Raw genomic sequence first — 14,592 nt, 5'->3', positions numbered from 1 at the left:
GACCTCCGCGGCGCCCGCGTTTATTTCTTCGGGGGGGCCGGCTCCTCCTCGGCCGCGGCCTCGCCCTTCTCCAACACCTCCGTCACCGCGCCACGGGTGATTTCCAGCTTGGCGTCGCCGGAGCGCAGCGTCAGCGTGCGCTCACGCACCGTGAGCACCGTGCCCACAATGCCACTGGCCGTCAGCACCTTCATGCCGCTCTTGAGGTTCTTCTGCATGTTCTCCAATTCCCGCTGCCGCTTGGTCTGGGGGCGGATTAACAGGAAATAGAACACCACAAACATCAAAATGATGGGGAATAAATTGACCCACATCGGCGCCGACGACTGCGTGCCCGGCGGGGTCGCTCCGGCCAATAGCCCCATGGTCATCATCAACATATTCAATCAAATTAAGCTGCCTAATTTACGGGCTGCCTCGCATTTGGCAAGCCCTCATATCGCGCCAGCCTCCGGCGGGCGGAGGCTGTCCTGGCGGGCGCGGGACGGGCGTCCTTCCGCGCCCCCGGTGCTTCAGGCCAGTAATTCCCGCGCGGCCTGCGCCATCCGTTCAGCAGTCAAGCCGTAATGCTGATACAAATGCTCCGCCACATACGCGCTGCGGCCAAACTCGCCCGGGATGCCGAGGGATTTCATGCGATGCGGAATGCCGGCGCACGTCAGCGCATGGGCCACCAGCGCCCCCATGCCCCCCACCACCTGGTGGTCCTCCAGCGTGACCACCCGGCCCCCGCACCGTTGCACCGCCGCGCCAATCGTCTCCACATCCACCCGGTTGATGAATGGATTGTTGATTACCGTGGCCTGAATGCCCTGCTCCGCCAGTTTCTGGCCCGCCGCAATGGCCTTCTCCACCAACACCCCACAGCTTATCAACACCACATCCTTCCCCTCGCGCAGCACCTGCGCCTTGCCCCAGGGATAGGCGGCCCCCTCCACCCAGCGCAGAGGGTAATTCTCGCGGCCCACAAAAAAGACGTAACTCTCGCCGTCCTTGCCGGCCAGCCGGTCAGCCGCCTGCCGCCGGATTGCCTCGTACATCAAGGCCTCGGCCTCATCCGAACAGGAGGGCGCAATCACCACGGTATGCGGAATCGCGCATGTCGCCGCAAAGTAAGTCGTGGCCTGATGGGACGCCCCATCGGCGGCATCCTGCAAGCCGATGTGCGAAAACACCGCGATAACCGGGGCCTGGGACAACGCGGCCATCGTCAACGGCAGGTTGCCCTTGGTGATGCCAAACTGGCCAAACGTGTCGGCAATGGCAATGAAACCCAGCTTGGACAGGCCCGCCGCCACGCTCACCATGTTGGCCTCGGCAATCCCCACCTCCACCCACCGGTCGGGAAAACTTTTCTGGAACAGGCTCATGCCCGTCGAGCCTTGCACGTCCGAGGAAACACTGAACACCGGCAGCCCTTCGGTGGCCGCTTTCACCGCGGCCTTGGCCAGGCCGGACTGCACTTTGTCCTTTTTCACCGCCGGCGCCGCGGAAGCTGCCGCCGCCGCTTTGGCTTTTTTGGCGGCCTCTTTCTGCTCCCAATCCGCCCGCAGCACCGCCGCCCACCGCGCGAATTCCTCCGGGGGCTGGCCGCCGTAGATTTCATTGACGAAATCCACAATCTTTTCCGCGTTGTTCAGCGGGAAACCATGCCCGCCCGCCGCATTTTCCATGGTGGCCTTGACGCCATAACCTTTGATGGTCTTGACCCAGACACATACAGGTTGCTTGGGGTTGGCACGCGCCGCCTCCATGGCCGCCTCCATGGCCTGATACACCGCCTCCAAATCATGTCCGTTGGCCACCTTGAGGACGTTCCACCCCAGCACCGCCATGGCCTCCAGACTGGGCTGCATGGAAAAGGCATCCTTGCTAATCCGTCCAGACAGCTTGGTGTCATTGTCCGAAATCACCAAGACAAAGGGGTTCAACCGCCCTTTGGCCGCCAGCCCCGGAATGGAGGCATACGCCTCCCGCGCCTCCCCTTCCATTGAGGCGCCATCCGAGGCCACGCACAAGGTCACCCGGTCATTGCCGGCCAGCTTGTCCGCCATGGCCAGGCCCTCCGCCTGGCCAATCGCCGAGCTGAGCGGGCCATTGCTCAACAGCACGCCCTCCGGGTTCAAATGCGATTCGCCATGGCCGGTAAGCTTGCTTTGCAGGCTGCGGAAGCCCTTCAAATCCTCGAAGGTCATTCCGTCAAAACCATAGAGCGCACGCAGGGCATAGATGCCGTTCTCCGCATGGCCAGCGTCGTTCACGTAATTATAGGCCGCATGCCAGGGACGCCCCTGAACGGCAAACATGATGCCGTGGAGCGCGGCGTTAATCTCCGCAAACGCCGCCGGCCCCCCCCAATGGCAGGCGGCGCCGCCGTTCACGGCATGAATGTTCATCAAAGCCACCAGCGCGCGCGTGGCCCGCGGGTCTGCCAGCACCACCGGCTGGCCGGCGCGATTGCGGACGGTAACCGAGTACTTGGGAGATGGGGAGGGAGTGCCCGCCAGGCGGGAACGCAAAGCCAGCGGTTTCAACGGCGGCGCTTCCACCGCCTGCACAACTGTCGTATCAGCACCCATAGGACATCATTATTTGCTTTTCCTAATTAACTGCCTGCCAAATTAAGACGGGCACTTTAGAAAGACCGCCCGGAGATGTGAAGTCCTTTTCGCAGGAAGCCACCCGTGCAGGCGAAGATGGATGCACAAACCGGCCCCCCCACGGCCATGCCGCGCTGCCCCTCACCCCGCCGTAACACCGCCGCGGGCAGGCGGCGCCGCGGGTGTTCAACGCAGGGGCCAGCCCGGCCCGGCCCTGGCCAGCACGCCTACTGGGTGCGCAAACGGAAGAACAATTGTCCCGCAGCCGGCGCCACCGGCAGGCTGAATTGGCGGTTGGTGGGCGCCGCGCTGATGTTCGTCAGCACCTGCCAATCACCCGGACTTAACCGCGTGGCCTGCTCCAGACGGTAGCCGCGGTCGGCCGGCGCCTCAAAGTTCAACCGCAACTGTCCAGGCGCGCCCGTGGCGGGCGCCAGCAAAAGTCTGAAGGTGCTGCGCGCGTCAAAGGGATGCGTGCCCGCCAGGTATTCCTGATAATTGCTCAGCCCATCCCCATCCGCATCCACCGCGGCATCCACCGGGCTGAAGGGGTCCAGACCATAAGCCAGCTCCCACGCATTGGGGATGCCGTCGCTGTCAATATCCAGCGGCGCGGCCGCCGGGCCGGGGCTGGGAATATCCGCGCGCCAGTTGATGGGGTCATTGCCGTAGGCCCGCACATCCACCCGTTGGAGCGAGTACCCCGCCCCGTCCGCCTGCGCCGGCCAGGGCGCCTGGTCCGCATAACGAATGCGCTCCACCAAAATGTAGGGCACGCCGTTGGTGTCCGGTGTATCAGGCCGCTCCAGTTCAATGGCATCATTGTTGTTGGCCAGTTTGCCCCGGTACGGCCCCAGAATCGTGGCGCCCGAGGAAAGATGGTACTGGGCGCGGAAGGCAGCCAGGGCGTTGGTGTCCGCCTGCGGGTCAAAGCTCACCACCAGAATCACCTCCCCGGGCATCATCGTGGTGTTGGGCGGAAATTCAAAGTCCACAGCGTCCCGCAGCCGCCAGGTATTGGTGGGATGCGCCGGGTCAAACAAGGCCACCGGCACCGTGCTGAAGTTTTGCAATTCAATGTACTCATGCAGCACGTTGTCATTGGTCCCCAAATCCGGCGGATGATACATGATTTCACTAATCACCACCGGCCCCACCAGCGGCGGCGCATTCGGCGCGCCCCGCCCCTGCCGGAATTGCTCCACCGTGGACGGATCATCCACCCCGAAAGTGCGCGCACTCAGCGCCACAAAATGCGCCTCCCCCACGCTGTTCACATACCGCCCAAACGAGACGCCTCCGGCCGCCGCCCCAAACCGCACCTGCGCCCGGTAACCCGTAAGCTGGTTGTTGGCGGCCTCGGCCAGCACAATTTCATCCCCGCCCGAGCTGAGCGCAAACGGCACCGCGGCCAAATCCCGGTTGGTGAACTGCTGCTCGTAAATCACCAGGAATCCGCCGGCGGGAATGACCGCCGGGCCGCTAATCTGGTATTTTTGCGGGAAGGACGGATCATCACTGAGCCACCAGCCGGCCACATCCACCGCCTGCGTGCCCACGTTGCGAATCTCAATGGCGTCCTCCAGCGGTGGCTCCGTGTCCGTCAGCGCCTCGTTGATGACAATCTGGCTCATCAGCGCATAATTCGGCTCGCCCGGCGTCTCGGTCCCGGGGAATCGCCGCACCGCCGCCGCGCCGTCCGGCAGTCGTCCCTCAGACACACCCTCCTCCTGCGCGCCAAATTCCACCGTGTCCACCGCCACCCCGGCGGGCGTGAACAGCCCCAGCGCCTCCCCGGCCGCGCGCAGGGAGAAATTCACATGGTCCGCCCCCGCCCCCACGTTGCTGTCCGCCACCAGCCGGACAAACGCATTGGTCCCGCTTCCGATGAAAGACAAGGGCGGTATGGGATGCTTGAGCGGATTGCCCAGCGTATCCGTCAGGAAATACCCGCCCAGGGCCACGGGCTGGAAGTTGGGATTGTACAGTTCAAACCAGTCATTGCCGCTCTTGGGATTGGCCATCCATTCATTGATGCGCACCAGCGCCGGGTCGCCCAGCGACATCACCGCCATGTTGCCCGCCCCCGGCGTGGGCAGACACAACCCCCAATTGGTGCTGCCGTTGGGCAGCCGGCCAATCGAAAGATTGGCCACCTGCCAGCCATACGTCACCGCGCTGACCAACCCTCCGCCATTGGCGGGTTTATCGTACAAATACACCCCGCCGCCATTCAGGCTGAGGCCAAAGCCCGTGTTGTTGGTGGACACCGGCAAACCGCCATCGCAATAAATCCGCAAATAGCCGCCCGGCGGCATGACCGTGCCGGCCGCGAAAACATACTTGCGCGGCGTGGTGGCATCGTCCGTCAGGCTGCAATCGCTCAAATCCACCGTGTTGGTCGAGCCATTGTACAGCTCCACCCAGTCCGGCGTGCGGCCGTCCACCACCGTCAGCGTGTTTTGCGCCAGCACCTCATTGAGGACCAGCGCCCCGCCAAAAGGCGCCGCCGCGCCCACGGTGGGATTCGGCGCGCCTGGCGTGGGCGTGGTGAACATGACGACATTCGTGCTGCCGTTGGGCGAGCGGCCCATGGAAACATTGGCGTTCTGGCGGTCATACACCACGATGTCAATGGGCGTTAAATCCGGCGCATACAAACCAAGGCCGCCATGCGTATCCTCCAGCCGGAAACTCAAATGCTCCGCCCCCGCCTCTTCATTGCCATCCGCCAGCAAGACCTGGTAACCCCCTCCCCCGATGAAGGACAACGGCGCCATCCGATGCCGGTTGCGCCAGCTCACCATCTCATCGCTCACATACAACCCGCCCAACGGCGCCGGCAACGGTTGCGGATTGAAGATTTCCACAAAATCCCCCTCATACGGCGTGCGCGCCAGCGCCAGCCATTCATTCAAACGCAGGGCAAAAATGTCGCCCGTGGGAGCTGCCACATTGGGCCCGCCCAGCGTCGGCTGCGCCAGCCGCCATTGCCCGTCCTCGAATTGGGCAATCGAATAATCCGTCAACTGCAACCCGAATTCCACCGCATCCAGCAACTGCCCCCCGCCCTGGACCGAATTATAGAGATAAATCCCCTCCCCATTCTGGCTCAAATTGAAGCCCAGATGATACCCCGGCGTGCCGTCCGGCTCATTCGCAAACAACACCAAATACTGGCGCGGCCCCAACACCGTGTTGGCCGGGAAAGTAAACTTGTCGGGCGCCGCCGGGTCATCCGTCAGCCGCAGCCCATCCAGACTGATTTCCAAATCGCTGGCATTGTAAAGCTCGACCACATCCGGCGTGGTGCCAAAGTGATTGGTCACATTGCGATTGGCTGCCAGCACCTCGCTCAACCGCACCGGCAACCGGCTGCCGTCCACCACCCAACTCACCCGGGTCACCACCGCATCCTCCCCAAACACCGGGTCATCCTGCCACCAGCCGGCGTCATTCTTCCCCGCCACCTCCACCACGTGCGGCCCATCCGGCAGCCCGCTCAACACAATCGGTGTGCCAATCGGGGTCTCCCCGCTCCACGGGCCCCCGTCCAACCGCCACCGGTAATGCGTGTAACCCGCCCCCGCCGGATACGCCCCCACCGGCATCCCGTTCCCCGTCACATTAAAGCCCACCCGCAACACCGCCCCACGCTCCGGCGTCACCCCCTCCGGCACCCCCGCCACCTCCACCCCCCATCGCCCCGTCGCCCCACGCCCCCGCGCCGGACTGCCCGCCCGCAACCCCAGCCACTCCCACATCGCCTGCGCCCCCGCCCAGTTCGTAAACGCCGTCTCCCCCACCCCCGGCACCCGCCGCAACTGCGGGTCCACCCCCACATTCCCCCCTCCCGGCCCCGTCCAGCTCCCGCCCCCCACCTGCCACAGCACGTTGTTGGTCCACGTCACCACCGCATTGGTCACCCCCCGCACCAGCCGCTCCGCCGTGTGCACCACGTTGTTCTCCCAATACATCCCCGCCCCCTCCGCCGTCCCCTCGTCCGCCAATATCGCCACCGCCGTCACCCCATCCACACTCCCCACCCCGTTCTGCCACACCACCGTGTTCCCCCGTAACACGTAGAAATTCCCCTCCTTCGCGTTGGCCACATGGTCCAAATCGTAAAACAAATTGTTCACCGCCGTAATCCGCGACCGCTGCCCCCCGTTCTGCCCCCCGCTGATCGCACTGCCGCTGTCCGGCGTGTTCCCCGCCCGCCGCGCCCGCACAAACACGTTCCCCTCAATCCACGCATCCGTCCCGTCCAAATCCAGCAAATCATCGTCGCTCCCCAGGAACACGTTGTTCAACAACACCAGCACCGGCCCCGGCCGCTGGCCCCCCGTAAAGTCCAGCGCGTCATTGTACCCATTGACCTTCCCCCAGAAGTTCCGCCGGAATATCCCCCGCCCCCCCGCCTTGATGCCCCCGTCCCGTGCGTCGGCTCCACAGCGCCCGTCGGCGCCGGAAACTCGCAGTTCTGCACCACAAACGACGCCCGCGTCAGCTCCAAATACTGCCGCGCGGTATTCCCAAACCGCACATTATCCAGCCACACCGTCCCGTCGGTCACCGTAATGGCCGTGCTGTTGTTGTGCTCTATCATCACATGCACCAGCCGCGACTCCGGCGAATTGGCCGACCCGTTGACCGTAATCCCCCCCCACGTCGTGCTCGCCCCCGGCGCCCGGGTGAACCGTATCGGCGCCGCCGCCGTCCCCTCCGCCAGCAACCGCCCCCCGTTGGCCACCACCAGATTGACCCCGCTACCCAGATACACCGTCGTCCCCGCCTGAATGGTCAAAGTGGCCCCGCTGCCCACCGTCAGCGTCCCCGTCACGTTGTACGGCCCATTGGCCGCCAGCCATGTCGTGTCCGTGCTGATGGTGCCGGAGACACTCTGGCCGGTGGTGTCGTACCAGATGTCCATGGTGGCGCTGGCAAACGCCACGTTATTGCTGTCCAGGGACTGCACCAGCACCCGGTTCAAGCCGGGGCGCAGCGTGAGGTTGTTGGTCCAGCGCCCTTCCCACGCCGACCACAGGGCGGAGCTGCCATTCACCAACACCTGCCGGGTGTCAATCACGTTGGCCTGGCCAAACAAAGTGACATTGGGTGTGGTGGTGTAGGCAAAGCCGCTTTGCGTGGGCAGGCCGCTGCCCACTGTCAAGGTCAGCGGGATTTGCGACAATACCACCGCCCGCCGGTTGAAAGCGTGCGTCTTCATCTCGCGGATTTTGTTCGCATCCGGCCCCCAGCCGGTCAGGAGCTGGTCAAAGAACGGGAACAAATGGTCCGGATGGAAGGTGGTGTCGCACAATCGTTTCAACTCCGCAAAGAACGTGGGCGCAAAGGCCGCGTTGGTCAGGAACCGGCGCAGCAACGGCACGTTGGGCTCCGGGCTGGGCGGGTTGAGCATAATCCAAATCGAGGAATTGGTGAGGGTGGGATAATAGCTCGTGGTGTCCCCCTGGCCAAAGATGGTGTCGAAGTCATGGCCAATGAGCACAAACCGCCGGTCCTTCATGCCGCGGTAGAGCGCGTAATCATCCCCGCGCCCGTTGAACAGCGAGGTTTCGCCATAATTCACCATCGTGCCATAGGCGAAATACCGCATCCATAACTGCACATTGAGGTTGGTCACAATGGCATTGCGGTAGTCCTGCTCGTTGGAAATCTGGCTGAAGGCATACGTCAAATTCATCAAATCACTCCAGTCATTCTCCGCCCGATTGCTGTTCTTGTAATACCCGCTGGCCACGTAACTGGAGGGGTCCGTCCCCAGGTAGCTCAAGTTCGCGTTGTGCGGGTAAATCGAAGCCCGGTAAATGTTCCCATCGCCATCCTCCGGCCAGAGCTCCTGCGCCAGCTCGCCGTTCACGGGATAAATCAACAAATAGGTGCCATAACCCGCCCCCTGGCTGCTGTTGTTGGCCGGCGCGGTCATGGGCGCCAGATTGACGCCGTTCACCCGGTACTGCGCCAGCATGCAATCGGCCGCCGGCAACCCCGATTTTTGGGCCAGCACATTGCCCACGTACTGGGCATGCACAAACTGGCAGTTCAAATTGATGGCGCTGAGATTCTTCCACGGATTGTCATTGGGAATGTTGATGCGGTTGTTCTTGGGATTGCGCGAGCGCGAGCCGGCGCCCCGGATGCGCACGCTGCAGTTGTAACGCACGTCCGTTTCATTGCCGTCCTGCAACACCAGCGTGATGTGCGACGCCGCGTCGCTCGCGGTATCGGTAGTCGGGAAGGTCGCGCGCTCGGTGGCGGTCATGACGGCCCGCACCCCCACCATGAGGTTGGTGAGCACTTCATTATCCACCTGGAACAGGGCGTTGGCCAATTGCCCATAAACGCCGTTGGTATTCCACGCCGGCGCCGGCCAGGTGCGGCTCAGCCCCGCAGTGTCGGTGGCCTGAATGTAGAATTCAATGATGGTCCCGTTGGTGAACGCGGGCAGCCGCGCTCCATACCAGCGATCGCCCGCACCGCCATCGCCGCTCAGGCCATCGTCATTCATCGCCAGGCTGAGAAAGTTCCCCGGCGAAGTCGTGGTGTGATTGCGGTAAAATAACGTGACCGCCTGCACGCCATTGGTGAGTTCGTCCACCACTTGCGCGCGCACCGTTACCGGGTCGGTGGAGCGGGGCACGATGGGATAATGGGAAGCCGACAGAATCAAGGGAGCCACGTTGTTCGTCGCCACCGAATTGGCGCGGCCCGGCGTGCCGCCTGCCAGGGCGCTCGACTGCCAGTTCTGGCCGGTGGTATTGGGCAGAGCCGGGTTGACCAGCTCGAGCGAGCTGCCAAAGCCATCCGCCGCCGAGAACCAGGCCCATCCCGAGGCCCCATTGTCCAGCACCTGCCGGCAAATGATGTTGCCGGTGGCCGGTGTGGCCGGGTTGCCCGAGACAGTAATGGTGAAGGTGCTCGCGCCCACCCCGCCCACCACAAACCGGCCGTTATACTCCGGCTGGTCGGCGCCGCTGATGAGCACATGGTCATTGGCCGTGTAGCCGTGGCTGAAAATCGTCACCGTCGCCGTGTTGCCGCTGCGCGTGATGCTCAATACCGGCTCCGCCCCCCGGCCCCGCTCGCGCACCGCCCAATCCCCTTCGCTGGCGTAACGCACGCGGTTGACCACCTCGCCCTCTGCCGAAACCAGCTCCAGGGTCTCGCCGCCGTTGGCCAACTGCCCTGTCCAACCGCCCACCACGTTGGTCACCGTGGGATAATTCGAGCGAAACGCTGCCACATCGGCCGCCACCACCAGATACCCCTGAGCCGGCAGGGTGACCGGCGGGAAGGTGTAGGAAACGCCCCGGCTGATGCGCCAGCCCGTCAAGTTGACCGGCTCGGTGGCCAGATTCCGCAGTTCAATCCACTCCCGCGCCGCCGCTCCCCCGCGGGGATTGTGCATGATTTCATTGAAAATCACCCGGTTGGCGTAGCTCACCCCGGCCTGCAGGCGGTAGGTCCATTCACCGCCGCTGAACAGGTTCGGTTGGGGGGCCAGGTCCACGATGTTGGCCGCTGCGGCCCACCGCACTTCCACCACGCCGTTGGAAGGCGCCAGGTAGCTGAACACGTAAGGCCCCGCCCCGCTGCCCGTCACCGAACGCGCCGGCCGGCTGTTCACCAGCAAATCGGCGGCATCCACGCCGGTCACCGGCTCACTGAAGATGATGGTAATCTGGTCCAGCCGTGCCACCGTCGTCCCCGGCAGGGGCACAATGGAAACCACCGAAGGCGCCAGCGTGTCCGGGGTGGTGTAACTCCACGCGGCATTGGGCTCATTCCGGTCAAACCCGTTGGGATTGGCGGCCAGGTCCGTGATGCCGTGCCCCAGCGCCCAGGCGATTTGGATGAGGGTGGCATTGGGTTGCGGGAAGCTGAAGGTGTACTGCGCGCCGCTGCCGCTCACCGCCGTGGCCGGTTGTCCGTTGACCAGCAAATCTGTTGCATCCACGCCGGTCACCGGCTCGGAAAAGCGCACGGTGATTTGGGTGAGATTTGTCACTTGCGAGTTGGGCGAAGGCGTGACCGAAACCAGCGTGGGCGGCACCAAATCCACCAGGGTATAGCTCCACGAATTGCCCGACCGCGCGCTCTCAAAGGTATTGGCCGGCATCTCCAAGTCGGTAATGCCATGATTGGCAGCCCACGCCACGCTCACAGCGCCGTAGGCCGGCTGCGCCAGGGCAAAAGTGTAAGTCGTGCCGCTGCCACTAACGGAAGTCGCCGACAGGCCATTGATGCGCAGGTCCGCCGCATCCACACCGGTCACCGGCTTGCTGAAAATCACGGTGATTTGGGTCAGATTGGTCAACTGCGCGCCCGCCGGCGGATTCTGCCCCGCCACCACCGGCGCATTGGGATTAAGCAACTGGTACTGCCACGTGTTGCCCGCCGCCGCGGCCTCGAAAGGCTTGGGCGGATTATCGAAGTCCGCAATGCCATGATTGACCGCCCAGGTGATGGATACCGGCCCATAGGACGGCTGCGGGAAGGAGAAGGCATAGGTGTCATTGCTGCTGCCCCCGCTCACGCTGACGGCGGGCACGCCATTGAGCAATAAATCCGCCGCGTTCACGCCGCTGACCGGCTCCGAAAACTTCACCGTGAGATTGGTCAGGGAAAACACCGGCCCGGCCGGTGGCATTACCACCTGCACATTGGGCGGAATCAAGGTGACATCCGCCAGGTAGGTGTACCACACACTTTCCAGCAGCAAATCAGAACTGTTGAGGCTGGTATTGAACTGCATGATGGCCAGCAGATTGGTGCCTTCCACCAAATAAGTCCGCGGGTCCGGCAGGGTGTAGGTGTAGGTCACCAGCGGCGTGGGGGCATTGTTGGCCAGCGTGTTGTAGCTGGGTTCCCCCGCCGGAATCGCATACCGCGCCACTTCCACCCCGTTAATCCACGCGGCAAAACCGTCATCGCAGCGGAATTGCACCAGCAGGTTGGTAATCGCCTGCACATTGCGCACCACAAACGCATGCCGCAGGAAAACGCAGGTATAATTGTTGCGCATGTCATTGAGGGCAGTGTTGCCCGAGTACACCGGCGGGGTGTTGGCATCGTAATAGAACGGCGCCGGCCCCACCTCCCACGTGGAGTCGTCGAAATTCAACTGCCGCCAGGCATTGTACGGGTCGGATGCCTCCGTACGTCCCCGGAAAAACCGGTACACCGCATTGCTGGCCACCAGAATGGTGCGGTTGTCCAGCGTGTAGCTCCAAGTGTTGCCCGTGGTGGCCGGGTTGAAGGCGTTGGGCGGCGATACCATATCCATGATACCGTGATTGGCCGCCCAGGTGATGTTCACCGTGCCCGGCCCCGGCTGGGCAAAATAGAAGGTGTAGGTCGTGCCACTGCCCGCCAGGCCCACGGCGGGCGTGCCATTGATTAAAAAGTCCGCGGCGTCCACCCCCTGCACCGGTTTGCTGAATACCACCGTCACCTGGTTCAGGTTGGTCAACGTGCTGCCCGCGGGCGGGTTTTGGGACGCCACCACCGGCGGCGTGCGGTCCACCAAATCGTACGTCCAAGTATTGCCGGATGTCTGCGGGTCAAACGGCAGCGAAGAAGGCCAGCCAATGTCGGCTATCCCATGATTGGCCGCCCACGCAATCACCACCGCGCCAAACGCCGGCTGGGTCACCGTAAACGTGTAATTGGAGCCGCTGCCACTCACCGCCGTGGCAGGCACACCGTTCACCAGCAAATCCGCGGCCTCCACCCCCGTGACCCGCTCGCTGAAAATAACCTGAATGCTCGTCAGACTGCCGAGGCTCGCCCCGCGGGCCGGGTTGACGCTGGCCACCACCGGCGGCTGGGTATTGCGCGGCGGCTCGTCAATGATGAGCGTGGCCACCGCGGAAGTGGCCTTGCGCCCCTGGCCATCGGTGGCCACGGCCACCAGGGCATTGGTGCCAAAACTGGCATTGCTCCACACCAGGCTGTAAGGCTCCGTGGCATCCGTGCCCAGTGCCAGACCGTTGGCGCGAAACTCCACACTCGCCACCCCGCCCACGCCGGCCGCCACCGCCGCCATCAGCACATTGGTGGGCGTTTCCAAACCGCTGATGCGCGTGCCGTTGGTGGGGCTGGTCAACTGCACCAGCGGTGTGGCGCCGGCGTCATGAATGGAGACCTGAATAACGCTGCTCCCCCGCCCCCCTTCGGCATCCACCGCCGCCGCTTCCAAGGTATGAAATCCGATGGCGGGCGCATCCCAAGTGATTTGATAGGGGCTGTTGGTCACCCGGCCAAGCAACCCTCCATCCACCAAAAATTCCGTGAACGCCACCGTGCCGTCGGGGTCGGTGGCCTGCACTTGCAACGGAACCGAAGCCGGCCCAGCCAGCGCAGCTTTATTGGTGGGGGTCAACCAGGTCACCACCGGAGATTGGTTGCGGATGATGACTGGATACCCCCGCAACTCCAAATCAAAGCTCAAGTCCGAGCTGGTGGCGGAGTTTTGATGCACCTCCACCGCCAGCACATTGGTGCCTGGGACCAGAAGGTTGGCAATGTTGGCCTCATAATACACTGTCCCGTCGTCACCCGCCGGGGCGCTCGCGTAAGTATTATAAGTGATGGTGCCGGTGGGCATGTTCTGCCGGTTGACTTCCGTCCCGTTGAGGTAAATCACCGCGCCGTCATCCCGCAGCACCCGCAATAATAACTGGGTGTAAGCCGCCGGATTGCTCACCACGAAATAGTGGCGGAAATAAACAGTGGGGAATCGGGCCCCCTCCGGCCCAATGTTGATGACGGTGGCTTCCAGACGCCCGTCGGTGCTGTCGCCGTTGCCCAGCTCCGCCGGCCCTTGCGCCCAGGCCGAATCATCAAAGCCCGGCATCCGCCACTCCGTGCCCTGGTCCACCCCCGTGTCCAGATACTTCCACACCGCGCCGGTCGGCACAATCGTTTGGGCGATGGCCACATAAACGGGCGGCGACGTGTACATCAAACCGCTATCCGCCCACCCCACCGCCCGCAGCAAGTGCACTCCCTGCGGCGCGCCCGTCCAAGTGACGCCAAACGGAGCAGTGGCATCGTTGCCAATCAACAAATCATTCCCATAAAAGGCCACATTGGTGATGGCGCCGGAAGACAGCGCCGCCACCGCCGAAATGGTGAACGTATTGGTGGCCAGATTGGCCCCATCCGCCGGCGCATTGATGGCCACGCCTGGATTCATCACCACCACGTTGGCCACCGCGGAGGTGGAGCGCGCATTCGCGCTATCCACCAACACCGCATAAACCCCGTAGGTGCCCACCGGCAAATTGCTCGCCACCAGGGAATAGGGGGAATTGGTCACTGCCCCCACCAGGGTCGTCCCCCGATAAAACTCCATCCGGGCAATGGGCGGAGTTTGCGCCATGCCGGTCGCGGTGAAAGTCACCGGAGTCCCCGCCGCATAAACACTGCCATTGGTGGGCGACACCAGGATGACCGGCAATTGCATGGACAGATTAAGCACAATGTTGCCCCGCGCGGTGGTCCCGCCACCGCCCGTCCGCCGCCCCCCTACTTGAATCTGGTAGGTGGTGCCGCTGGTGGCCTCGAAGCTGACCCGGCTCTGCGGCTGGCCCTCGGCAATGTTGTCATTGGCCGTCACCACCGTGAGAAGAAATATCTGGGTCCCCGTATAAATGCCCAACACCGTATCAAAATCACTGCCAATGGTGTCTAGGGTCACCCGGCCACTGAGCGGCGCGGTCCAGCTCCACCAGACCGTTCCATCCAGCCGCCCGACATTGTTGGGATTGTTGTTTTCTCCGAATTCCATAGTGGCCCCCACATTACTGCCAGTGGTGGTGACGCTTAGGCCGGTGAGAGTAATGCGGTTGGCAAAGTTATTATTTGCCGGTTGCCCAATGGCTGTTGCCAGGGTAAGGCCGAACACAGCCAAGGCCCAAATTGTGAGTCTCATGCAAAACTATGTATGTTGCCTAAATAGACG

At 63.2% G+C, this 14,592-nt stretch carries 4 protein-coding genes; all 4 read right to left on the bottom strand.

Annotated elements, in window-relative coordinates:
• Nucleotides 1–20: 20 nt before the first annotated feature.
• The gene (gene yajC / locus NXS98_RS17280) at nucleotides 21–314 is read right to left on the bottom strand and encodes a preprotein translocase subunit YajC (RefSeq protein ID WP_283848198.1); all 294 of its coding nucleotides are present in this window, start codon (nucleotides 312–314) and stop codon (nucleotides 21–23) included.
• Between the two features lie 198 nt (nucleotides 315–512).
• Nucleotides 513–2,579, bottom strand: a complete 2,067-nt coding sequence (locus NXS98_RS17275) for a thiamine pyrophosphate-binding protein (protein ID WP_283846303.1) — start codon at nucleotides 2,577–2,579, stop codon at nucleotides 513–515.
• A gap of 248 nt (nucleotides 2,580–2,827) precedes the next feature.
• Nucleotides 2,828–6,925 (bottom strand): lamin tail domain-containing protein, encoded by a 4,098-nt coding sequence (locus NXS98_RS17270; RefSeq protein WP_283846302.1) that lies wholly within the window; start codon nucleotides 6,923–6,925, stop codon nucleotides 2,828–2,830.
• Entirely contained in the window at nucleotides 6,910–14,562 is a 7,653-nt protein-coding gene (locus tag NXS98_RS17265; protein ID WP_283846301.1) for an Ig-like domain-containing protein, read from the bottom strand. The genes NXS98_RS17270 and NXS98_RS17265 overlap by 16 nt, the downstream gene beginning before the upstream one ends.
• Nucleotides 14,563–14,592: the final 30 nt, after the last annotated feature.

Source organism: Fontisphaera persica, assembly GCF_024832785.1.
Taxonomy (GTDB): domain Bacteria; phylum Verrucomicrobiota; class Verrucomicrobiia; order Limisphaerales; family Fontisphaeraceae; genus Fontisphaera; species Fontisphaera persica.
This window is presented reverse-complemented; position numbering and strand designations above follow the sequence as displayed.